20 protein-coding genes, 1 tRNA gene and 1 pseudogene are annotated in these 23,477 nt (G+C 60.5%); 15 read left to right on the forward strand and 7 right to left on the reverse strand.

Annotated features, from left to right (window positions below):
- Positions 1-5: 5 nt before the first annotated feature.
- Both AC0IW7_RS13865 and AC0IW7_RS13870 read right to left on the reverse strand, forming a co-directional pair.
- On the reverse strand, positions 6-1,127 hold the full coding sequence (locus AC0IW7_RS13865) for a Re/Si-specific NAD(P)(+) transhydrogenase subunit alpha (protein ID WP_122449484.1): 1,122 nt from the start codon (positions 1,125-1,127) through the stop codon (positions 6-8).
- 768 nt (positions 1,128-1,895) lie between these two features.
- Complete coding sequence (locus tag AC0IW7_RS13870; RefSeq protein ID WP_471818751.1) at positions 1,896-2,804, reverse strand: LysR family transcriptional regulator; 909 nt, start codon at positions 2,802-2,804, stop codon at positions 1,896-1,898.
- Positions 2,805-2,989: 185 nt separating this feature from the next.
- On the opposite strand from AC0IW7_RS13870, the gene AC0IW7_RS13875 reads away from it, so the two are divergent.
- Entirely contained in the window at positions 2,990-4,171 is a 1,182-nt protein-coding gene (locus AC0IW7_RS13875; protein WP_471818753.1) for an acyl-CoA dehydrogenase, read from the forward strand.
- Positions 4,172-4,300: 129 nt separating this feature from the next.
- Positions 4,301-5,545: a CaiB/BaiF CoA transferase family protein gene (locus AC0IW7_RS13880; RefSeq protein WP_471818755.1), complete on the forward strand. Its 1,245-nt coding sequence runs from the start codon at positions 4,301-4,303 to the stop codon at positions 5,543-5,545.
- A 132-nt stretch (positions 5,546-5,677) separates the two neighbouring features.
- Here AC0IW7_RS13880 and AC0IW7_RS13885 read toward each other — a convergent pair whose 3' ends face one another.
- On the reverse strand, positions 5,678-6,970 hold the full coding sequence (locus tag AC0IW7_RS13885; protein WP_471818756.1) for a glycosyltransferase: 1,293 nt from the start codon (positions 6,968-6,970) through the stop codon (positions 5,678-5,680).
- A 161-nt stretch (positions 6,971-7,131) separates the two neighbouring features.
- On the opposite strand from AC0IW7_RS13885, the gene AC0IW7_RS13890 reads away from it, so the two are divergent.
- From AC0IW7_RS13890 to AC0IW7_RS13910, 5 genes and pseudogenes are all read left to right on the forward strand, one after another.
- Complete coding sequence (locus AC0IW7_RS13890; protein ID WP_471818758.1) at positions 7,132-7,689, forward strand: RNA polymerase sigma factor; 558 nt, start codon at positions 7,132-7,134, stop codon at positions 7,687-7,689.
- Positions 7,686-8,684, forward strand: coding sequence for a FecR family protein (locus AC0IW7_RS13895; RefSeq protein WP_471818760.1), 999 nt, complete (start codon positions 7,686-7,688; stop codon positions 8,682-8,684). The genes AC0IW7_RS13890 and AC0IW7_RS13895 overlap by 4 nt, the downstream gene beginning before the upstream one ends.
- 121 nt (positions 8,685-8,805) lie before the next feature.
- Positions 8,806-11,229 (forward strand): TonB-dependent siderophore receptor, encoded by a 2,424-nt coding sequence (locus AC0IW7_RS13900; protein WP_471818762.1) that lies wholly within the window; start codon positions 8,806-8,808, stop codon positions 11,227-11,229.
- Between the two features lie 390 nt (positions 11,230-11,619).
- Positions 11,620-12,207, forward strand: coding sequence for a DUF433 domain-containing protein (locus tag AC0IW7_RS13905; RefSeq protein ID WP_471818978.1), 588 nt, complete (start codon positions 11,620-11,622; stop codon positions 12,205-12,207).
- Positions 12,204-12,302 (forward strand): annotated as a pseudogene (locus AC0IW7_RS13910) (PIN-like domain-containing protein); the annotation flags it as partial. The gene AC0IW7_RS13905 and the pseudogene AC0IW7_RS13910, both read left to right, overlap by 4 nt.
- A gap of 195 nt (positions 12,303-12,497) precedes the next feature.
- On the opposite strand, the gene AC0IW7_RS13915 reads toward AC0IW7_RS13910, so the two are convergent.
- Entirely contained in the window at positions 12,498-13,601 is a 1,104-nt protein-coding gene (locus AC0IW7_RS13915; RefSeq protein ID WP_471818764.1) for an HNH endonuclease, read from the reverse strand.
- A 459-nt stretch (positions 13,602-14,060) separates the two neighbouring features.
- Here AC0IW7_RS13915 and AC0IW7_RS13920 point away from each other — a divergent pair, with 459 nt between their 5' ends.
- The 8 genes from AC0IW7_RS13920 to AC0IW7_RS13955 all read left to right on the forward strand — a co-directional run bounded on the left by AC0IW7_RS13920 (position 14,061) and on the right by AC0IW7_RS13955 (position 20,835).
- Positions 14,061-15,083, forward strand: a complete 1,023-nt coding sequence (locus tag AC0IW7_RS13920; RefSeq protein ID WP_471818766.1) for a PDDEXK nuclease domain-containing protein — start codon at positions 14,061-14,063, stop codon at positions 15,081-15,083.
- A 344-nt stretch (positions 15,084-15,427) separates the two neighbouring features.
- Entirely contained in the window at positions 15,428-15,784 is a 357-nt protein-coding gene (locus tag AC0IW7_RS13925) for a metalloregulator ArsR/SmtB family transcription factor (protein ID WP_471818768.1), read from the forward strand.
- Positions 15,785-15,805: 21 nt separating this feature from the next.
- Positions 15,806-17,089 carry an arsenic transporter gene (locus AC0IW7_RS13930; RefSeq protein WP_471818770.1) on the forward strand — a complete coding sequence of 428 codons (1,284 nt, stop codon included), beginning with the start codon at positions 15,806-15,808 and terminating at the stop codon, positions 17,087-17,089.
- A 27-nt stretch (positions 17,090-17,116) separates the two neighbouring features.
- The gene (locus AC0IW7_RS13935) at positions 17,117-17,587 is read left to right on the forward strand and encodes an arsenate reductase ArsC (RefSeq protein WP_471818772.1); all 471 of its coding nucleotides are present in this window, start codon (positions 17,117-17,119) and stop codon (positions 17,585-17,587) included.
- Positions 17,588-17,599: 12 nt separating this feature from the next.
- Positions 17,600-18,286, forward strand: coding sequence for an arsenical resistance protein ArsH (arsH, locus tag AC0IW7_RS13940; protein ID WP_471818774.1), 687 nt, complete (start codon positions 17,600-17,602; stop codon positions 18,284-18,286).
- Between the two features lie 341 nt (positions 18,287-18,627).
- On the forward strand, positions 18,628-19,257 hold the full coding sequence (locus AC0IW7_RS13945; protein ID WP_471818776.1) for a recombinase family protein: 630 nt from the start codon (positions 18,628-18,630) through the stop codon (positions 19,255-19,257).
- 330 nt (positions 19,258-19,587) lie between these two features.
- Entirely contained in the window at positions 19,588-19,833 is a 246-nt protein-coding gene (locus tag AC0IW7_RS13950) for a hypothetical protein (RefSeq protein WP_471818777.1), read from the forward strand.
- A gap of 3 nt (positions 19,834-19,836) precedes the next feature.
- Positions 19,837-20,835, forward strand: a complete 999-nt coding sequence (locus AC0IW7_RS13955) for a ParB/RepB/Spo0J family partition protein (protein WP_471818779.1) — start codon at positions 19,837-19,839, stop codon at positions 20,833-20,835.
- Between the two features lie 111 nt (positions 20,836-20,946).
- On the opposite strand, the gene AC0IW7_RS13960 is transcribed toward AC0IW7_RS13955, so the two are convergent.
- The 3 genes from AC0IW7_RS13960 to AC0IW7_RS13970 form a co-directional block, all read right to left on the reverse strand.
- On the reverse strand, positions 20,947-21,504 hold the full coding sequence (locus AC0IW7_RS13960; protein WP_471818781.1) for a hypothetical protein: 558 nt from the start codon (positions 21,502-21,504) through the stop codon (positions 20,947-20,949).
- 46 nt (positions 21,505-21,550) lie between these two features.
- On the reverse strand, positions 21,551-23,233 hold the full coding sequence (locus tag AC0IW7_RS13965) for a DUF6538 domain-containing protein (RefSeq protein WP_471818782.1): 1,683 nt from the start codon (positions 23,231-23,233) through the stop codon (positions 21,551-21,553).
- A gap of 105 nt (positions 23,234-23,338) precedes the next feature.
- Positions 23,339-23,414 (reverse strand) — tRNA-Phe (locus AC0IW7_RS13970).
- Positions 23,415-23,477: the final 63 nt, after the last annotated feature.

Here is a 23,477-nt window from a genome sequence, read left to right on the forward strand (position 1 = left end):
TGTCCTCAGCCGTTCTTACGGACGACTTGGCCGTCGCGGCACATCAGGCACGCGGCGACGATGTCGTCTTCGAGGTTGACGTGGAACTTGCCTTCGCTGTCGATGACCAGCTTGAGGAAGTCCAGCAAGTTACGGGCGTACAGCGCCGAAGCGTCTGCCGCGACCAGGGCCGCCAGGTTGGTGTGGCCAACGATGGTCACGCCGTGCTTGACCACCACCTGATCCGCTTCAGTCAGCGGGCAGTTGCCGCCTTGCGCAGCCGCGAGGTCGATCACCACGGAGCCGGGCTTCATCTGCTCGACGGTCTCGGCACTCAACAGCACCGGCGCCTTGCGGCCTGGAATCAGTGCGGTGGTGATGACGATGTCGGCCTGCTTAGCGCGCTCGTGCACGGCCACGGCTTGACGCTGCATCCACGACGCTGGCATCGGACGGGCATAACCGCCAACGCCTTCGGCGCATTCGCGCTCTTCGTCGGTTTCGTACGGCACGTCAACGAACTTGGCGCCGAGCGACTCAATTTGCTCCTTCACCGCCGGACGCACGTCCGAGGCCTCGATCACCGCACCCAGGCGCTTGGCCGTGGCGATGGCCTGCAAGCCTGCAACGCCGGCGCCGAGAATCAGCACGCGAGCGGCCTTCACGGTACCGGCAGCGGTCATCAGCATCGGCATAAAACGCGGGTAGTGATGAGCCGCGAGCAACACCGCCTTGTAGCCGGCAATGTTGGCTTGCGAACTCAGCACATCGAGGCTTTGCGCGCGGGACGTACGCGGCGCGGCTTCGAGGGCGAAAGCGGTGACGCCGCGTTCAGCCATCTGCGCAATGTTTTCGCTGTTGAAGGGATTGAGCATGCCGACCAGCACCGCGCCGGACTTGAGCTGAGCCAGCTCGGCGGCATTGGGTGCCACGACCTTGAGCACCAGGTCGGCGCCCAGGGCTGCGGCGGCGTCGCCAATGCTGGCGCCAACGGCTTGATAGGCACTGTCGGGCACGCTGGCACTAACGCCGGCACCGCTTTGTACAGTCACCTGATGGCCTTGGGCGATCAGCTTTTTAATGGTTTCCGGCGTTGCGGCAACCCGCGTTTCGCCAGTAAAGGTCTCGAGAGGAACACCAATGTGCACTTCAAATCTCCTGCGTGATCGTTTTTCAAAAAAACCAGAGCACTGCGGGTGGCGCACTGGGGTGGATCAGCACAATCCCTACTTGGCACCTCTGTCGGGCAGCCTTGCGGTAGCGGGGCGCGGCATTTTGCAGGTGAACCGTAAGGCCATCAAGGAGTTCTGAAGGCCACCCTGGAGATAACTACAAGTCACGTCGTGACCCATCATTCTGTCTATCTCGCCGAAAGCAGCGGGTAACGCGGCTTGCAGCTTGTCGCCAGGCCGTTTGCGGCGGCATTGGCATCCCTGACGTGAATAACCGTTCATCAGGTCAAGACGGGTTAATGGCGAATCCGTCACGTAGCTTGCTTCGTATTCCTAACTATCTGTTTATTATCGTAATTATCTGTTTTGTCGGCGGGTAAGCGGCGGCAAAACTGTAGCTATTGGGTTTGTTGACTACGGGGTCAGCAAATGTTTACTGTTCACTGCATAAATCGCTGAAAGCCACGCAGTTATTGGTCTGTCGCCAATTTCCCACGCAACGTCGCGCATGCTTTTTATCAGGCTTATGTCGCTTTTTCGACTTTTTTTATCGCTAAGCTGCGGAAGGAGGGCAAAAACGGCTCGTTTTTGGCCTTATTACAGGGTTAATTACCTGGCTGAATCGTAGGCAATAAGAGGTTTTTGTAGTGCGCTGGGCTGGCACCCACCCTTTTCCTGTAGCAGCGGCTTCAGTCGCGAGATTTTCAAATCCCTACCTGTTGCCCAACGCACAGGCATTGCCGGCTAAACGCCAGAGCTCGCCTCTCGATAGGCCTTGGCCTGCTCCAGCAGCCAATCGCGAAACGCCCGTAACGCGGCCGTCTCGGTTTTACGCTCAGGAATCATTAGGTGATACGCCTTATCACTCACGCAGGCGTGCTGCATCGCCACCACCAAGCTGCCTTCAGCCAGCTCCCGCTGAATCAAAAACGGCGGAATCAGCGCGACACCCATTTCGTGCTGCGCCGCCTGCGCCAGCATCGAAAACAGTTCATAACGCGGCCCGGTCATGTCGCGCGGCACGCTCATGCCCAGCGAGCCGAACCAATGGCGCCAGGCGTAGGGCCGGGTGGTTTGTTGCAGCAGCGGCAAGGTGGCGATGCGCTCGGCGCTGAGCGTGCCGTCGCTCGGCAACAGGGCAGGGCTGCACACGGGAAGGGAATTTTCCGGCATCAGAAAATGCGCTTCGGTGCCGGACCACACGGCATCGCCGAAGTACACGGCGGCGTCGAATTCCGTGTCGGCGAACAGGAACGGGCGCGTGCGGTTGGTGAGGTTCACGGTCACTTCCGGGTGCAAGGCCTGGAAGTGTTTTAGGCGCGGCAGCAGCCATTGCGTGCCAAAGGTCGGCACGATCGCCAGCTCTAAACTGTTGGCGCCGTGCTGGCCCATTACTGACAGCGTGTCGCGCTCAACCGCGTCCAATTGGGCCGCCACGCGTCGGCCGTAGCTGAGGCCGGCTTCGGTGAGCTGAACGCCGCGCCGGGAGCGGCGGAACAGGGCGATGCCGAGGAAGTCTTCGAGGCTGGCGATCTGCCGGCACACGGCGCTTTGGGTGAGCGAGAGTTCTTCCGCTGCTTTGGTAAAACTCTGGTGGCGGGCGGCGGCGTCGAAGGCGACAAGGGCAGCGGTACTGGGAATTTTACGGCGCATCGGCGGGCTCGTATGCGTTATGTGCACTATGGGTGGGGTAGGAATGGCGTTATCGCCTTTTCGGAGTGAGAAATTAGCACAGGTGTGTGCGAAAACCTCGTTTGCGCCTTCTGTACTCGGCTGTCTAGAGTTAACCCATCGCCAGCCTCGCGCTGGACCGCACCCAACACTTGAGGATTTCGCCCATGACTGCCAACGCTCGCTTCAACTGGGAAGACCCGCTGATGCTCGATCAGCAACTGACGGAAGAGGAGCGCATGGTGCGCGACAGCGCCCAGCAGTTCGCCCAGGACAAGTTGGCGCCGCGCGTTATCGAAGCGTTCCGCCACGAGCAGACCGATCCGAAAATCTTTCGTGAAATGGGCGAAGTCGGCCTGCTCGGCGCCACTATTCCCGAGCAGTACGGTGGCAGCGGCTTGAATTACGTGAGCTACGGCTTGATCGCCCGCGAAGTGGAGCGTGTCGACTCCGGCTACCGCTCGATGATGAGCGTGCAGTCGTCCCTGGTGATGGTGCCAATCAACGAGTTCGGCAACGAAGCCACCAAGCAGAAATACCTGCCGAAGCTGGCCAGCGGCGAGTGGATCGGCTGCTTCGGTTTGACCGAGCCGGACCACGGTTCCGATCCGGGTTCGATGATTACCCGCGCGAAGAAAGTCGACGGCGGCTACCGCATCAGCGGGGCGAAAATGTGGATCACCAACAGCCCGATCGCTGACGTGTTTGTGGTGTGGGCAAAGGACGACGAGGGCGCGATTCGCGGCTTCGTGCTGGAAAAAGGCTGGCAAGGGCTGAGCACCCCGGCGATTCACGGCAAGGTCGGCCTGCGTGCTTCGATCACCGGCGAAATCGTCATGGACAACGTGTTCTGCCCCGAAGAAAACGCCTTCCCCGATGTGCGCGGTTTGAAAGGCCCGTTTACCTGCCTGAACTCCGCTCGCTATGGCATCAGCTGGGGTGCGCTGGGTGCCGCCGAGTTCTGCTGGCACACCGCCCGCCAGTACACGCTGGACCGCAAACAGTTCGGCCGGCCATTGGCAGCCAATCAGCTGATTCAGAAAAAACTCGCCGACATGCAGACCGAAATCACCATGGCCTTGCAAGGCTGCCTGCGCTTGGGCCGCATGAAAGACGAAGGCACTGCGGCGGTGGAAATCACCTCGATCATGAAGCGCAACAGCTGCGGCAAAGCCCTGGATATCGCCCGCCTGGCGCGCGACATGTTGGGCGGCAACGGCATCTCCGACGAATTCGGCGTGGCGCGGCATCTGGTGAATCTGGAAGTGGTGAACACCTACGAAGGCACCCACGACGTGCACGCCTTAATCCTCGGCCGCGCGCAGACCGGTATCCAAGCCTTCTTCTGATTGCCAACCCCTGCTCTTGTAGGAGCGAGCTTGCTCGCGAAGCTGTTGATCTTAAAAGCTTCGTGAGCATCGGGTGGCCGCCCCCTCGCTCCTACAGGCGGTGTTACGTCCCCTCATACGAGATCCCCCATGCCCGGCGCTCTGTCTCATCTGCGTGTTCTGGATTTATCCCGCGTACTGGCTGGCCCCTGGGCCGGGCAGATTCTGGCGGACCTTGGCGCCGAGGTGATCAAGATTGAGCGCCCCGGCGTTGGCGACGACACCCGCCAATGGGGCCCGCCCTTTTTGAAAGACGCAGCGGGCGAGAACACCAGCGAGGCCGCCTATTACCTGTCGGCCAACCGCAACAAACAGTCGGTGACGGTGGATTTCACCCAGCCTGAAGGCCAGCGCCTGGTGCGTGAGTTGGCGGCGCAGTCGGACATTCTGCTGGAGAATTTCAAGGTCGGCGGCCTGGCCGCGTATGGCCTGGATTACGCGTCGCTAAAAGCCATCAACCCGCGACTGATTTATTGCTCCATCACCGGTTTCGGGCAGAACGGTCCTTATGCCAAACGCGCCGGCTACGACTTTATGATTCAGGGCCTCGGCGGCCTGATGAGCCTGACCGGCAAGCCGGACGACGAAGCAGGCGGTGGGCCGGTGAAAGTCGGCGTGGCGCTCACGGATATTCTTACCGGCTTGTATTCCACCGTGGCAGTGCTCGCCGCGCTCGCCCACCGCGACAGCGGCGACAGAGAAAGCAGCGGCAGCGGCCTCGGCCAGCATATCGACATGGCGTTGCTCGACGTTCAGGTCGCCTGCCTGGCGAACCAGGCGATGAACTACCTCACCACCGGCGTAGCGCCAAAACGCCTGGGCAATGCCCATCCTAATATCGTGCCGTACCAGGATTTCCCCACAGCCGATGGCGACTTCATTCTCACCGTCGGCAACGACGGCCAGTTCCGCAAATTCTGCGAAGTGGCCGGCCATGCCGAATGGGCCGACGACCCACGTTTTGCCAACAACAAACAACGCGTCGCTAACCGCGCGGTGCTGATTCCATTGATCCGTCAGGCCACCGTTTTCAAAACCACGGCCGAATGGGTAAGCGCCCTGGAGCAGGCCGGCGTGCCTTGCGGGCCGATCAACGATCTGGCGCAAGTATTCGCCGACCCGCAGGTGCTGGCGCGCGGTTTGCGCGTGGAGGTGCCCCACAGCCTGGGCGGCACGCTGCCGCAGGTGGCCAGCCCCATTCGCTTGTCCGAAACGCCGGTGGAATATCGTCAGGCGCCGCCATTGCTGGGCGAGCACACCGAGGCGGTGTTGCAGCGGTTGTTGGGGTTAACTGCTGTGGATATCGACGCATTGCGCAAAGCCAACGTGGTTTGAAACGTCGCGCGCGACCTGCGTTTTTGCTGGGCCCTGGCGAGTTGCGCTGGGTGGATCTGCCGAGTCTGCAGCAGGAAAGCCCGTAAGCGGCGCTGGCGCGGACGCATCGCCTGAAAACCCTCTCGCTAACGGCTAATCGCGGCGGTTTTTCGCTTCAATCCACTGCGCCATGTATTTGGTGCTCTTGTGCATATGGTGGCGCAGCATCGCGCCCGTGAAGTTGCGCAAACGGTGTTCGGCCAGATTAGCCAGACACGCCTCGATGCGCTGCATCAGCAACTCGCCAAAACGGTCGCGCTCATAGCGCGCGGCAAGCAGCGCCCAGCCGTGGTCCTGCGCCTGCTGCCAGTGTGCTTCGTCGCGATACAGACGCACCGCCGCATCGCCGAAGGTGGCAGCGCGGGTGGTGATTTCGCCCGGCCATGGCCACTCGCCGTGCATGCCTTCCGCGCCAATCGGCGTGGTGACGTTCGGCGTGCCGCAGAGCATGGCGTCGGCAATCTTGCCCTTGATGCCGGCGCCGAAACGCAGTGGCGCCAGGCACACGCGCGCGGTTTCCATTACCGCCAAGGCATCCGGCGCCCAGTTCATGATGTGAAAACCCTGCGCCGGGTTGTGTAGCGCAGTGGCTTTGGGCGGTGTGTATGAGCCGTAGATTCGCAGCTGCGCCTGCGGCAATTGTTGGCGAATCAGCGGCCAGATGCTCTGTTTTAACCAGAGCACGGCGTCCCAATTTGGCGCATGGCGAAAGTTGCCGATGCTGATGAAGTTCGCCCGCTCACTGAACGGCAGCACCTGGCGTGGTGTTGCGTCCAGCAGCAGCGGGCCATGCACCAGCAGCGCGGCGGGCAACTGGAACTGCTCGCACAGCAGGGCGATTTCGGCGTCGGAAATCATCAGGTTGAGGTCGCAGCGATACAGCGCGGCAATCTCCCGTTGCGCGGTATCGCTGGCTGCCATGTGCCGATAAATTTCGTCGGCGCTCAGGGCGAAAAGCTGGTCGCACTCGTCACCATTGCCGGCCGCGATATGGGCTTTAAGAAGCTGTTGGCGCGCATCGCGCAGTGACTGCAAATCCGACGTTTCGAGCACGCGTAATGCCTGCGGGCACTGTTGTTCCACCCGCCAGCCGAACTGCTCTTCCATCATGAAACGGTCGAACATCACCACTTGCGGATTCAATGCCCGCACAAACACATCGAAGCTTTCGCTGTTGAGTTCGATCACTTGCTCGGCAATGCCCAGCGCCTGCAAATCGGCTTTGTGCTCGCCCTCGTTGGCCGGGCTGGCAAAGGTGATGTGCCAGCCACGCTCAACGAACAGCTCGAGCAGCTGCATCATGTGCCCGCCGGCTGCCGAGGAACGGGGCTCCGGCCACACGTAACCGATGACCAACAAACGTTTGGGGGAAGGCGGGCAGGGCACGGTGCGATTCCTGGGCGGGCGAAAACGGCGGCCATTATGCGGCATCGCAACGGGGCCCTCTATTGGCCTTGGCGATGGTATCCGACCAGCCCCACTATCGGGCTTTAATGCAAGGCATTATCATTTGCGCATTATTCTGATCGCGCGACATTCCCGCCCGCATGGCCGACCCCATTTCCCAACACGATCCGCACCCTGCTGCGCCGCTTACGGCTGAGCCGGCGCTGCGTGCGGATTTTCTAAGGGTGTTTTTGTCCGAACGCTCGCGGATGGAAGCATTGGTCAGCCGCCGCGTCGGTTGCCGCGCCACGGCGGCCGACCTGGTGCAGGACTTATTCTTGCGCTTCTGGCGGCGTCCGCACGTTCAGGTGGAAGAACTCAGCACCTACCTGCTGCGCTCGGCTCGCAACATGGCCATCGACCACCTGCGCAGCGAAACCTCGCGCACCCGCAACGAAACCGGCCTGCTGGCCGAGCAACTGGCCGAACCCAGCCCGCCGGAAACCGCCCTGGACGCCAGCTACGACCTGCACCAGGTCGACCTCGCGTTGCGTGCCTTGCCTGAGCGCACGCGGCATATTTTCCTGCTCAACCGCGTGCACGGGCGCACCTACGGCGAAATCGCCAAAGCCATGCAGGTGTCCCAGAGTGCCGTGGAAAAACATATGATGCGCGCCCTCGACGCCTGCAAGGCGAGCCTGGAGTCGCCCGCCCCATGAGCCGTTCACACCCGCTGCGCGTTGTTGCCGACGACGCGCCATCGCCCGATCAAGTGGCCCTGAGCTGGCACCAGCGCCTGCTTGCGCAGCCCAGTGCAGCCGAGCGTGCGGCCTTTGACCGGTGGCTTTACGCCGAGCCCGCCCACGTGCAGGCCTACGCCAATGTGCAAGCGCTATGGGCCGCTACCGAGCAACCGGCGCAGCGCATGGCCGCCGAAGAAGCGGCGGCGCTGGCGCACTACTTGCGCGCCATGGACGCACCGCCGCGTGCCCGGGCAAGCCGTTGGTGGCTGGGCTCGCTCGCCAGCGCCGCCAGCGTGTTGCTGATGCTCGGCCTGCTGGGCTGGCAGCCGCAACGGTGGCTGGACTCGGTGCGTGCCGACTACGTTTCGGCGCCGGGGCAATTGCGGCAAATCACCCTGGCCGATCAGACCGTGGTTTTGCTGGACGCCGACAGCGCCGTGCAGGTGCGTTTTACCGACCAGCAACGGCGTATCGAGCTGCTGCGTGGCGCGGCGTATTTCCATGTCAGCCACACCGGCCAGCCCTTCGTCGTCAGCGCGGCCGATGGCGAAGCGCAGGTGCTCGGCACGCAATTCGAAGTGCGCCTACAAGAGCAGGGCGCGCAGGTGACGGTGCAGTCCGGCCGTGTCGGCGTTACCGCGCATCCCGGCGACACCGCCCAGGTGCTCAGCGCCAACCAACAAGTGCGCTACCAACACGGGCAGGCCGGCGCGGTGGACGGCATCGACAGCGACGCCAGCCTGGCCTGGCGCCAAGGCTGGCTGACCTTCTACCAAACCCCGCTCAGCGACGTGCTCGACGACGTGCAGCGTTACAGCCCCAACCGCATCGTGCTGCTCAACCCGGCCCTCGGCCAGCAACGCATCAGCGGCAGCTTCCCCAGCCAAGACCCGGAAAAAGTGCTCGACTCGCTCGCCAGCGTGGTCGGCTTCCAGCGTCAAACCGTGCTGGGGCTGACGCTGTTGCGGTAAGCGGGAAAAATAATTTCAGCCGACGGGTGAGGTAAGCCCCGTCGGCATCCGTGTAGTGCATGTAATTGCGAATTGATCGCAGCAAGCCCGGTGTCGGGTCACTTTCACGGATTAGGTGCTCATGACGTACGTAACGGTAGGCAAACGCGGCCTCGGTCTTTCCCTGCTGCTGGCAGCCAGCGCGCCTGTGCTGGTGCAGGCAGCCGACGCGCCACCCGCCGCCACGCAAACGCGCTACAGCTTCGCCATCAGCGCACAGCCGTTGCCGCAAGCCCTGAGCGCCTTCAGCCGCGTCACCGGCTTGAGCCTGGTGTACAGCGACGACGCGCCCTACAGCCTGCAAGCGCCCGCCGTGAATGGCCAACTCAGCGCCGAGCAGGCACTGAGCCAACTGCTGCAAGGCTCCGGCTACACCTTCCGCCACAGCGACGCGCGCACCATCACCCTGCAGCGGGTGCGCAGCATCGACGGCGCCATGAACCTAGACGCCGTCAACATCGACGCCAGCTCGCAGCAAGCAACCAGCTATCAACCGCCGCCCACCAGCAAAATCATGCGCAGCGAAGCGCCCTTGCTGGAGATTCCTCAAGCCATCGCCGTGGTCCCGCGTCAAGTGCTGCAAGACCAGCAACCGCGCAACCTCGACGACGCATTGATCAACGTCAGCGGCATCACCCAGGCCAACACCCTCGGCAGCACCATGGACGCCGTGATGAAACGCGGCTTTGGCGACAACCGCGACGGCTCGATTCTGCGCGACGGCATGCGCACCGTGCAGGGCCGCAACTTCACCGCCAACGTCGAGCGCGTGGAAGTACTCAAAGGGCCGGCCTCGATGCTCTACGGCATTCTCGACCCGGGCGGCGTGATCAACCTCGTCAGCAAAAAGCCGCAACTGCAGGCGTACAACGCCATCACCGCGCGCAGCTCCACTTACGGCGATGGCAAAAACGGCAGCGGCGGCCAACTCGACAGCACTGGCGCCATCGGCGACACCAACCTGGCCTACCGCCTGGTTGCCGACTACGACGACGCCGACTACTGGCGCAACTTCGGCAACAGCCGCGAGAAAACCACCGCCCCGTCGCTCGCCTGGTTTGGCGACGACACCACCGTCAACCTGTCGTGGGAACACCGCGACTACGTCACCCCGTTCGACCGCGGTACCATCCTCGCCAAAGGCAGCACCAAGCCACTGGACGTATCGCGCAAACAGCGCCTGGACGAGCCCTACAACAAAACCGAAGGCCGCTCCGATCTGGCGATTTTCGACGTGGAACACCGCCTGAACGACGACTGGAAAACCCACTTCGCCTACAGCTACAACCGCGACCGCTACGACGACTACCAAGCGCGCGTGACCGGCTATGCAGTCGGCAGCTCGACACGCCTGGTGCGGCGCCTGGACGGCACACGCGGCGCCGTCAGCACCGAACACTTCGGCACCCTCGACCTTTCCGGCGACGTGGAACTGGGCGGCCTGCGCCACGAAGTACTTACCGGCGTCGACCACGAATACCGAAAAATCTTCCGCTCCGACCTGCTGCGCCAAACCACCACTGTGCGCTTCGACACCCAGAACCCGGTGTACGGGCAGGTGCCCGAGCCCACCACCGTGTCGGCCAGCGACAGCGACCAGACCGACAAGGTCTACAGCCAGTCCGCGTTCCTGCAAGACTCCATCCACCTCAACGACCAATGGATTCTCGTCGGCGGCGCGCGCTACCAGCTCTACGACCAACTCGCCGGCAAGGGCCGACCGTTCGTAAAAAACACCGACATCAACGGTCAGAAATGGCTGCCGCGCGTGGGCGTCGTGTACCAATGGAACGACGAATTTTCGCTTTATGGCGGCTACAGCGAATCCTTCAAACCCAACTCCACCATCGCCGCCCTGAGCGGCACCGCCAGCATCAACGGCCTGGACCCTGAAGAAGGTAAAGCCTGGGAAGTGGGCGCCAAACTCGACATGCCCGGCCGCCTGACCGGCACGCTCGCCCTGTTCACCATCGACAAAGAAAACGTCATGGTCACGCAGACCTACCGAACGCCCTCTGGTGCCACCGACACCTTCGCCAGCGCCGCTGGCGCCGTCACCTCGCGCGGCCTGGAACTGGACATCACCGGCCAGCTCACCGACCAACTCAGCCTGATCGGCACCTACGCCTACCTCGACGCCTGGGTCACCAAAGACCCGGCATTGCAAGGCAACGACCTTGCCAACGTCGCGCGCCACACCGGCTCATTATTCGCCGTCTACGACCTTGGCCAAATCCTCGGCGGCGACCGCCTGCGCCTCGGCACCGGCGCCCGCTACGTAGGCGAACGCGCCGGCGACGCCGAAAACACCTTCACACTCCCCGACTACACCGTCGCCGACGCCTTCGCCAGCTACGACACCAAACTCGGCGGCAAAAACGTGAAGCTGCAACTCAACGTGAAGAACATGTTTGATAAGACCTACTACTCGTCGTCGACCAATGCGTTTTTGATTTCGATTGGGGATGCAAGGCAGGTTGAGGTGGCGGGGACGGTGGAGTTTTGAAGGGGGGCGTCGTTCGGGGTGTAGCACTTAGAGACATGGCGCTAAAGGTAAGTGCGACGCTTCTGGTTAACGACGAAGCCCTTTGCACTTAACGGCGCGTGTTGGGAGGTATGGGCTTCGGTACGCCACGCAAACTGTGGCAAGCGCGAGCAGGCCATTGATACGTGAAAACGGCAGGCGGTTCTTCGTTTCGCCGCAGCGAGCGCTGCATTACGATGAGCGCCCGAAGTGCGTCTGATAGCGCCCGCCATTTACTTCAAGTAAGCCGCGAACTAAGGAGGGGCAATGAAGCAGACAGATTCGCCGAGTCGCCTCTTGGGCTTAGGTGTGTATACGCCCGCTGAGGCTTCCCTTTACACAGGGGTTTCAGCAAAAGACATTCGCCGCTGGATGTTTGGATACAAGGCAGACGGTGTGGATCAGCCAGGGCTTTGGGTGCCGGAACTGGGTTTCACCGAAGAGCGGCTACTGGGATTTCATGATCTGCTGGAGCTGCGATTCGTCCATGCCTTCCGTAAGCACGGTGTGAGCCTACAGGCGATCCGCGCAGCATCTTCCCAAGCCAGGGAAATGTTCAACCAAGCCTACCCGTTTACCTGTAAGCGCTTTCAAACCGACGGCCGCAGCGTGTTCGCTACTGTTCTTGACGAAACCGGCGACGAGACAATTCTGGATTTGGCAAAACGCCAACTGGTGTTCAAACAGGTGATCGGCCCCTCGCTCTACGAGGGCATCGACTATGCGGAGGAAGGCAAAGCCCGGCGTTGGTACCCGGTCAAACGCAGCAAAGCGGTCGTGCTTGATCCCCAAATCAACTTTGGCAAACCTTCGCTTAACGCAGTCGGAATCGACACCTCAACAATCTACCGAGCCTATTTGGCCGAAGGCGAGAGCATCCGTCGCGTCGCCGCCCTGTATGAAATCAAACCGGCGACGGCTCAAGCCGCGGTCTCCTACGAAATGGGATTGGCCGCTTGAACTTCCTCATCGACAACAACCTTCCGCCAGCGCTGGCCAGAGCGTTGAATGAGCTTTGTAAAACTCATGTTCATTTGGTGGTTCCCTTGCGGGACATTAGGGACGTTTTTTGTTTGGGGTTGGGTCGCTGCGTTAGAACTAGCGAGAAAGTCGCGCCGGTGGCGCGACATTTGTTCGGTGCGTATATAAGCGCGTTAGTGCCGCTGACGTAACCAGTGTCTCAGCGGTTAAGCGACTGCTGGAAAGGCTTGGAACAAAGCCACGTTGCCGCAAGCATGTCCGCCCCCATGTCATTCCAATGATTTCAAGCGATCGATCAACCTAGCGTTCCAGGCGACGCCGTCTTCACCGGAATGGATGCGCCGGTGGCAGTTGGGGCAAATCGCTCCGACCCATGCGGGATGGTCGAGGCCGTCGTCCGCTAATCGATGGGTGTGGTGCGGTTCTAAGTAAGGCGCGCCGTCGCGTTTTTTGAAAGGGGCCGGCTCCTCGCATGCTTCGCATATGCCGTTAGCTCTAGCAAGCACGTAGCGTTTCACCGCATCGCTTCGTTTGAACCATGAGCGCTTTGCTTCGGAAAGGTTTGCTTGCAAGGCAGGTGCAGAAGCAGCGGCATAGGCAGCAACTCTAAGGCTCGCAAGGTCCGTAATGACGGCAGAGTCGATAACAGCTTCAGATGGGTCTATCTCAGCATCTACGGAGACGGGCATTAAGTTAAAAACAATGGCTTGCCGAATTTCATTGTTTTTATCGCTGCGCGGGGTGTACTGCCACGAACCGCACTCAAACATCCCCTCGTAACGCACCCCTTTTCCTTTCCCCAGGTCCTTAAAGACCAGCAAATCCTTTCCGTTCTGACGATGGTCACGGATCGCTTTGTTGCCCCCTGTAAATGTCATCGCGCCTTGTTGTCCTTCACCTGTGTAAAGGAATAGGCCGTCTGCCCAGTCGTCGTGATAGCCAAACGATTTACCGCTGTCGCCAGAAAACAAGAAGACCACCGGAAAGTTTTTGGGTGTCCAGATTCCCGCCTGAAGTTGTCCTCCATACGCAGCTAAAAGCTCCTTCCGGAAATAGACAGAACCTCGGATTAACGTCTGGGCAGGATGGGGGGTGGTTGTTACCGAGAAACCAAGTCGGCCGAGGCAATCAGCCACGGTTTTTTCGCCGCCGGAAAACTCGGCTGTTTTGAGTGGAACACCATGCTGGTTGCCGTATGCAACTCCCGCGATCGCTTTCGAGTCGTACCTTTGGCCGTTGTGATGGAGAACGTAACTCCGCGCTGGGCCGTAACCGTAGGTTTTGAGAAAAAGCTCTCGCCCTGATGCGTCGAACTCGGCGATTGCGTTTAGCACTGCCTCGCGGGACGTTAGGTCTGCTAGCGACTTGCCCAAAGTGAATATCCTTCCGCACTTCGTTGTTGGAGTGCGCAAAGTACTACACGCCCTTCGGATATTTCATTCGAAGAGATGGATTGGATTTCGCGTTTATGGAAAAAGGTCTGAGGCTAGGTCTGCAGCACTTGGGCCAACCCCGCCCCCATTTACTAAGAGCCTGGGATGGTTTAGGTAGGCCTTTACTGAGGTTGTGGTTGTAACGATGAGTAAGACGTTTCTGGTTATTAGCGTAAGCCGCTGCAACTAGACGGACGTATTGTCAGGCAGGGGACTCTCTGGGCCGCAGATCTTCGTGGCCGCCTCTGGCGCCTGATCAGGATGGGCCATTTTCAATGAAGTAACGGCCCGCTGCGCATGTGTTGCCGCGGTTAGGGTGGTGCCTATGTGCAGCGCCGATCTCTGGAAAAAAAACGGGTTGGCGCCGCTCGAATCAAGGAGCATTTGAGGGCCATCCGCATGACAAGACCAATTGTTCCAAGCGATGCAAGCGAAACACGTTTCGGTGAAGTACTTGCGCTTATTCAATGCGCTCGACAGCATGCCGCGAAGGCGGTGAATACCCAGCTGATTGAGCTGTACTGGCAAGTAGGTGCGTATATCAGCCGTAAGCTGGAGCGGGCTGAGTGGGGCGACTCTGTGGTGGCGCAACTGGCTGAGCATCTGGCGCTGACCCAGCCCGCGCTGCGAGGATTTACTCGCAGCAATCTGTTTCGCATGCGCCAGTTTTATGAGGTTTATCGCGATCAGGAGAAAGTCGCGGCACTGCCGCGACAATTGTCGTGGACTCATAACTTGATCATTTTCGGTCAAAGTAAACGCCCGGAAGAGCGAGAGTTCTACCTGCGTATGTCCATTCAAGAAAAGTGGTCCAGTCGCGAATTGGAGCGACAGTTCAAAGCTGCCCTGTTCGAGCGCAGCGTTACCCAGCCGCCTCAGGTCTCGGGAATGTTGAGACAGACCCATCCCGCTGCGTTAGAGGTGTTCCGCGACGCCTATATGATCGAGTTTCTAGGTTTGCCAAGCGGGCATGCCGAGAGCGATGTGCATGAAGGTTTAGTTGCGCGGCTAAAGGAATTCCTCAGCGAACTTGGCCGCGACTTCTGCTTCGTCGGTTCCAAATATCTCCTGCAGGTTGGCAGCCGCGATTTTGCCTTGGACCTGCTGTTCTTCCATCGCGGTTTGAATTGCTTAGTGGCAATCGAATTGAAAGTCGGCCGCTTTGAACCGGAATACCTCGGCAAGCTCGATTTCTACTTGGAGGCGCTTGATCGCGACGTACGCAAACCCCACGAAAACCCAGCCATCGGCGTGCTGCTTTGCGCGAGCAAGGAGGACGAAGTGGTCGAGTACGCTCTGAACAGATCGCTATCGCCCGCGCTAATCGCCGAGTACCAGACGCGTCTGCCGGACAAACAATTGTTGCAGGCGAAACTGCATGAGTTTTATGCGTTGGATGCGGCAGGCAAAGAGGAAAAGTAGAAAGGGCTCGCTGGAGAGAGCCACCAAATCCCGCCCAATAAAAAACCCGCACTAGGCGGGTTTTTTGTCGTTTCCAATTTGCGTTTTACAGCGCTTGGAATCTTGAAGATGGTGCCCAGGGACGGAATCGAACCGCCGAGACGCCATTTTTCACCCGGACCCACTGATTACAAGGCCTGCAGCTGCGCAGCAGTGGCGCGATTGTACGACCTTTTTGTACGACGTGCCCCCAAAGATGCCCCCAAAAGTGAAAGTGCCCATCCGCGAAGCAGTCAACTGGGTGCAGTTGAATGAATATATGGATTTACGTATATTCGTATTTCCGTATGTTTAAGGTGTGCCGCATGTCTTTCACGATTACCCCGCCCGCCCTATTCAAGTGCCTTGCCGACGAGACACGGGCCCGCGCTGCGCTGCTCATTGCCCAGGAAGGTGAGCTTTGTGTCTGCGAACTCGTCTGTGCACTCGACGACAGCCAGCCCAAGGTATCCCGTCACCTGGCCCAACTTCGCGCCTGCGGACTGCTTCTGGATCGCCGCCAAGGGCAGTGGGTCTACTACAAGCTCAACCCGGCCTTGGAGCCATGGGTGGGGGTTGTCCTGAAGGCCACGCTGGAGGCCAACACTGAGTGGCTGAAGCAGGACCACGCCCGCCTTCAACACATGGGTGACCGTCCCATCCGTGCTGCTGCTTGCTGCTAGACCGGGAGTTCAGGGGCCACCATGTTCATTGCCGTTGCTATCTTCATCTTCACTATCACGCTGGTTATCTGGCAGCCCCGTGGGCTTGGGGTCGGCTGGAGTGCAGCGCTGGGGGCTGTGCTCGCGCTCCTGGCGGGCGTCGTCACCCTGAACGACATCCCCACCGTATGGGGCATCGTATGGAACGCCACGGCCACGTTCATCGCGGTCATCGTTATCAGCCTCCTGCTGGATGAAGCGGGCTTCTTCGAGTGGGCTGCACTGCATGTCGCGCGCTGGGCAAACGGACGAAGCAGCCGCCTGTTCGCCTTCACCGTGTTGCTGGGGGCTGCGGTGTCCGCTGTGTTTGCCAACGACGGTGCCGCCCTCATCCTGACCCCCATCGTGGTTTCCATGCTGGTCGCTTTGCGCTTCTCTGCGTCATCGACCCTGGCTTTTGTCATGGCGGCCGGCTTCATCGCGGACACAGCCAGCCTCCCGCTGGTCGTTTCCAACCTGGTCAACATTGTCTCTGCTGACTACTTCAACCTGGGCTTCAGCGAGTACGCCTCCGTCATGGTGCCGGTGAACATTGTCAGCGTCGCAGCCACCCTCGCTGCTCTGTGGCTGTTCTTCCGGCGTGACCTCTCAGCCACCTACGACCTGGCGTCACTGAAAGCCCCCGAGACGGCTATACGCGACCTTGCCACGTTCCGGGTTGGCGGGTGTGTCCTGGTAGCGCTGCTTGTCGGCCTGTTTGCCCTGGAGCCGTTGGGCATCCCTATCAGCGCGGTTGCCGCCGCATGCGCTGTTGTTCTGTTCGTGGTCGCCACTCGCGGTCATGTCATCGCCACGCGGCGGGTCCTGCGGGACGCTCCCTGGCAGGTGGTCGTGTTCTCCCTGGGCATGTACCTGGTGGTCTATGGCCTGAAGAACGAAGGGCTGACCGACCACTTAACAGGCGCGCTGAACTACCTGGCCGGCTACGGTGTATGGGGTGCAGCATTGGGTACTGGCTTCCTGTCGGCACTGTTGTCGTCGGCAATGAACAACATGCCCACCGTCCTGGTCGGCGCCCTCTCTATCCAGGCAACGGACACGACCGGCGTGGTACGCGACGCCATGGTTTACGCCAACATCATCGGCTGCGACCTCGGACCGAAAATTACGCCGATAGGCAGCCTTGCCACGCTGCTATGGCTGCACGTCCTGGAGCGCAAAGGCATCCGCATTACCTGGGGTTACTACTTCAAGGTCGGTGCCGTCCTGACCTTGCCCATCCTGTTCATCACCCTGTCCGCCCTGGCCATCCGGCTGGGACTCTGACCTACCTATCCAACTGGAGACGTCACTGTGAAAGTCCTGTTCATGTGCACGGCCAATAGCTGCCGCAGCATCCTGTCTGAAGCCATGTTCAACCACCTGGCCCCGGCTGGCTTTGAGGCGGTCAGCGCCGGCAGCTTCCCCAAAGGCCAGGTCCTGCCGCGCACCCTGGTGACGCTGCAAGAAGCAGGCGTGTCGATCTTGGGGCTGTCCAGCAAGGGCAACGACGCCTTTGAAGAGAGCGTCCCCGACGTCGTCATCACCGTCTGCGACAAGGCTGCCGGGGAAGCCTGCCCGGTGTACTTCGGCCCTGCCCTGAAGGCCCACTGGGGCCTGGACGACCCATCCGATGTGAGAGGCGATGAGGCTGCTGTGTCTGCTGCCTTCCACGCCACCTTGGCCCGTATCGAAGTGCGTTGCCGCGCGTTCCTGGCCTTGCCGTTTGACCGCCTGAGCCGTGACGAGCTGAAGAGCGAACTCGACCGCATCAGCACCCTGTAGCCGGAGACGACCATGACCCACGACCTCCCCAACCTCGACGACGCACTGGTCCAGGACACCGAAGCGAAGGCCCACCGCCCCCGTATCCTGCTTCTGTATGGATCGACGCGTCCCCGGTCCTTCAGCCGGCTCCTGGTCGAAGAGGCCGCTCGCCTGCTGGAGCGCTTCGGTGCAGAGACACGCATCTTCAACCCGTCCGGGCTGCCCCTGCCTGACGACGCTCCAGGGGACCACCCCAAGGTCCGCGAGCTGCTGGACCTGGTGCTCTGGTCCGAGGGGCAGGTCTGGTGTTCGCCGGAGCGGCACGGGGCTATGTCCGCCGTCTTCAAAGCGCAAATCGACTGGGTTCCCCTGACCATGGGCGCAGTGCGTCCAACTCAGGGCAAGACCTTGGCGGTCATGCAGGTGTGTGGCGGGTCGCAGTCGTTCAACGTGGTCAACCAGCTCCGCGTCCTGGGCCGCTGGATGCGCATGTTCACCATCCCCAATCAGTCGTCTGTGCCGAAGGCGTACCTGGAGTTTGACGACCAGGACCGCATGAAGGCGTCGGCGTACTACGACCGCGTCGTTGATGTCATGGAGGAGCTGGTGAAGTTCACCCTCCTGCTGCGCGAACGGCCCGACCTTGTCGACCGTTACTCCGAGCGCAAGGAGACGGCGGAGGAGCTGTCCAAAAGGGTCAATCAGCGGTCCATCTGAAGCGTCAGCCAACTGGCAAGCGGAGGCTATTTTTTGGCCAAAAAACCGTCCGGGCTTTAGTAAGTAACGAAGTGGCCCCATTCCCCCCTCTACCCCCCGTCGCTCCTGGCTTTCAGGGCGGCGGCGCCCATTTACGGCCAGTCTAGGAATACACACACCCAAGCATCACCTTCGGCGGGCCGCTCGGCGTTCCGGCTTGGCGTTGTTATTGTTGTCGTTTGGGTATACCCCGACGACCACGGCGAATGTGTGCGCTTTTGTTGTCGTTTGGTTTCGGTTGACTACCTAAACAAGCACGGTCATCATGACATCACTTAAACGACCACAAGGACCAGATCGTCATGCACGTCCGCGCTTACCTTCGCGCTAGTACCACGGAACAGGATGCCACCCGCGCTACCCAGGCGCTGGAGGACTTTGCCAAGCAGCACGGCCGGACCATCGGCACGCCTTACTTGGAGAACGAAAGCGGGGCGTCATTGAAGCGGCCCGAGCTGTTCAAACTCCTCGACCACGCCCAGCCCGGTGACATCCTCTTGGTTGAGCAAGTCGACCGACTATCACGCCTGACCGACGCCGACTGGCAAAAGCTCCGAAGCATCATCAAGGCCAAGGAGGTCCGTGTGGTTGCGCTGGACTTGCCCACCTCCCACCAGTTCATGGGCAATCCCGACGCCGCCTCTGACGCCTTCACTTCCAGGATGTTGGCCGCGATTAACGACATGCTGCTGGATATGCTGGCTGCCGTAGCCCGTAAGGACTACGAAGACCGTCGTCGACGCCAAGCCGAAGGCATCGCCAAGGCCGTGAAGAACGGCGCCTACAAGGGGCGGGGAGTCAACAAGCAAAAGCATGCTGACATCTTGGCGTTGGTGGGCAAGGGAACCAGCATCCGGGAAGCCGCCCACCTTTTGAATGTCAGCACCAGCACCGTCATGCGCGCCATCAAGAACGCCAAAGCAGGCGATTAAGCAGGAGCCTTCCGGGGGGGGCTTCATCCGATCCGCACGGAGATTTGCCCCCAGTCTTCAGTTAATCCAGCGTCCAGGACGTCACAGCCACTGTGAACTGGGCAGTATGAATTAGTGCCCTTCCTTGAAGGAAAGGAGCAAGGGCGAACTCCAGCCGACCCGAACCGGCCCCCGGGTTGATTTACGGCCACCCCTTGCACGAAGCCATTTCCCTCGCGTCACCCACGCTGCACCGACCTAGAAACTCTCCCTAACAGCGACCTTCGCCCCTGCCAGGACTTTGACCAGGCGGGACGTACTCGCACACCTATCAAAAAAGGACATTGATCCATGAACTCCCCACAGAAGTTGGTGCGCCTCAACCTGCACCTACGCCCTGACCACTTGAACCGACTGACCACCCTGGCCTGTACCCTGGGCAAGAAGAAATGCCGCGACACACGCCTGGCCGAAGCGATGGACTTGGTCCTCACCGCTGGGTTTGCCTGGGACGATGGCGACCTACTGGACCTTTCCAAGACCGACCGGGAGGAGCCACGTTGGGCTGCCCTGGGCCCAATCGTGCGGAGCCGCTAAGCCATGACGGGACGACTTCAATCCATCCCTTTGGACGCCATCCTCACGAACCCGAAGCTCCAGAACAGGAACGTCGGCATGCAGAAGTACAAGGAGCACAGCGACGCCAAGCGGTACAAAGACCACATCAACCAATTGATCCGCAGCATGAAAGCCAAAGGGCAACAGGTCCCCTTGTCGGTGGTCGCAGCCGAAGAAGGCGGCTCCTATGAGCTGGCCCCTGGTGCGGACCAATCCCACCACGTGCCCACTCGCTACTGGTTGGTGGACGGTCACCACCGCTTGGCCGCTCTCCAGAAAGCTGGAATTGAAACGGCGCACGTCGCGGTGTTGCCTGGCCTTGGCTTTGCCGATGCGATGGACGCAGCTCGCCTGGCAAACCCCCAGGTGGTCCAGTCCCTTTCACCACTGGAGCGCACGGAGAACGCCTGGACGGCAATGAACCTGGAGCGAGATACCTACCGGAAGATGGCGGTCAAGGAAGCTGCCGCCTTGCTGGGCGTGTCAGAGAACACCATCAAGCGGTTCCGTGATGCTGTCCGGCAAGAAGGCGCCAAGGTCGGGAGGATTGACCCCCAGGCGCCACGGGACAAGCTCGAACACCAGCTCCAGGCGTACTGGCAGCGAAAGACCACCTGGAGCCGCTTGAGCGTCATCACCTGGGGGCAATTCAAGCGGGAGCGCCAGGAGCCGAACAAGCGCACCAGCGGTGCAGGCCGGCGACACCTCATCAAGATGGATATTGTCCAAGCCGCGTTCGGCGTGGACGGACGGCATGAGGAGAAGGACTTTGCCGAGGCTATCCGGGAGCTGGCCCGGGACGTAGACAGGCCGGACGGTATTGCGTTCTTGTTAGCGAAGTACAAGCCCAAGGTCAGCCAGCCAGCGACCACGGAGGACAACGACACCATGGAGGGCGACGTTGACCACCACCAGCTAGGCATGGAGGTCGCTAGGATGCGCGCTGAAGAAGCCGGCTCCATGGTAGCTGGTGACTTCTAACGAGGGCTCCACATGATGGGCTCTCGGAGCCCTCATCTAGCCGAAGGCCTCGTTACTCCTAGGCGCCGGGCTTAAAAACCTATCACTTGACCAGGGGGGGATGCAGGGCGCTTACGTGTCCCTCCCCCTGGCGTTTTGGTTGCCCTTCCAGTGACTCCGAATGAAGTCGCCAAGTGGGATTCCCTGAGGCCAACTGGAGAGGTCCACCACCGTGGCCCCGTACTTGGATTCAACCTGTCCAAGAAGGCCTTTCTTGTCACAGGTAAGCAGGAGGGAGTGAGGCGAGCGGGCTGCAAGCGATACATCGGCCTCATTTTTGAACAGGCCGGTCGGGCGCTTGGTCGGTTTGATCCTCTTAGACTCTGCGGCCAGGATCGTGGTCTCGGTCAGGCTGGCGAAGCGGCCTCTGTTAAAGCCCGCAACCCGTTGTTGGTCAGGTGGCAGTCCGGAAGTCCCAAAGCCAAAGTAGCTGTCTGTCGGGATTCGTCGCGAGCCAATACTGGCGCGTACGTAGGCGAGCAGGCCCTGGTCTGGGATGCTCGCAATCTCGAACTCGGCCTCTCCGGTGATGGCAAGTCCGAATTCGGAGGCGGGAAGGGCATCGCACAAGTCGATTCCTCGTTGGTAGAGGATGTCCCAGGCGTTGTTGTCTACAAACACGCTTATCATTTGGCCGCCTCTTTGATGCTGGATTGGTTACCGAGTAAACAGCCAGCTAGGTCAGCAGTCCAGCCATGCGGGCTATGCTGGGATACTTCTCTAGTTCCTTGGCCATGCGGGCTATTGGGGCGCTGCCGTAGGTGTCCCCCACGTTGGAGGCGGAATGCCCTGTCAGCCAGTCGTGGACTTCCTTGGGGATTTCAACTTCACGGCACATCGTCTTGAAGGCGTGCCTAAAGCCGTGTGCTGGCTTGGCGGCCGTCTGGAGCTTCACTTCCTCCCGCAGGTACTTGTCCCAAGTTTTGCCGATGGCGTGGCCGAGGCCATCTTTGTGCGGCTTCAGCTTCGGGAACAAGCGGCCATTGAGTGGAAGTGAATTCCTGTAGTCGAGGAGGCCAAGGGCTATGAGGTCATCATGCAGCGGAACCCTGCGCCGACTGCTTGCGGTCTTCAGCGTCTTGCCGTCACCTGGTCGGATGGCCATACACCACACCCCGGACATTTCGTCTTGCTCAAGGTCCGCAGCGAGGAGCTGTGCGACTTCCTCCCGGCGCGCCCCTGTGTATGCCATCAAAAGTGGCAGCCAGTACAACGCTTTGCCGTAATCGGCACGTGGAGGCGTCCAACTGTCCTTGAACAACCTGCTGGATAGGATCGTGACCAACTCAGTTCGGGTGTAACCCTTGTCCTCCTTGTCTTGGTTGCGCGTCCCTTTGTTGATTGCAAGGCGAAGGTCGCGTAACACGCCGGATGCGGATACCGGGTCTTCAGGCAGCGCTTCGAGGCGGTCGCAGGCAAACCGGAACACAGTCGACAGAGCCGTCAGCTTCTTCCGTATGGTAGCCAGGCTCATGGTTGTGGACGTGCCACGCTCAACCTGGGACTGCAAGGAATCCACTGACACGCCCGGCTTCCAGCGTCCTTTCGGCAATTTGCCCAGGAGGTTGCGGAGGTTGTGGATGGTTGCTTTTGTTACGGCAGCAGCAGGGACATCGCCGACCACGTGAATAAGTCGGAGCATGCTGTCTTCGTACTCGGCGATTGTCTTCGACATGTCGCTCAAGCCTTTGCTGTCCAGGCGCTTAGATTCCGCCCAGTGCGCGAACACTTGCGAAAGCTTCAGCCCCGCCGCTATACGCTCTTGTGTGCGCTGTTCTTGTGAAAGCGGGAGCAAGGCTGAGGGTAGGGTGGGGGTCGTTCGCCAATCGCCACCATGACGCTGTAACGCCGTTTCGCAGAGCGTGCGCCAAGCCCCGTAGAACTCCTGGTGAAGTGCGGCGTAGGCTGAGGTCGACGATGCCGGAACGGGGTGACCTGTAGAGGTCAGCGTTTGCCGAATAGCGTCCGTCAGGATTCCTTGGAGGCTGCGGTCACGTGGACCTGCAAGAATCTCGTTGGGGTTGAACGCTTCATCACCAGAGAACGCAAGGAACTGGGTGATGCGATCCGGGTCGCTCTCCCAACTGGACAGTTCGGCAGCGGCCCACCGGTCGGCCAACTTTGGAGCGTCGGCGGGCAGCAGGGTGGATTCGCCGCGTAAGCTGGCGCGGGCCAGCGCAAGTGCAGCCTCGCAGCGGGCGGATTCGGCGGAGAAGAGGACGCGGGCTTCAGCCAGCGACTTGGTCCCGAAGGACACCTTCCATTCTCTCCCGCGCCCTATCAGAGCGCGAAGCTTCTCCGGGATGGTTTTGCGGTATTGGTAGTTGCCGGTCTTCGGGCATCTGGAAAGGGTTGTCATGGCACCCACTTTGTACGCCTCCTTTGTACGACTTTTGGGGCGCAGCTGAGGAGGCCAGAAACAAAAAGCCCCCGAAACCGTTAGGAATCAGGGGCTTAGATGTAATGGTGCCCAGGGACGGAATCGAACCGCCGACACGGGGATTTTCAATCCCCTGCTCTACCGACTGAGCTACCTGGGCCAACGGGGCGCTATTAGACGGATTTGAAGCACCTCTGTCAACACGCTTTTTTAAAAATATTTA

The sequence above is a fragment of the Pseudomonas sp. AC229 genome, from assembly GCF_979254655.1.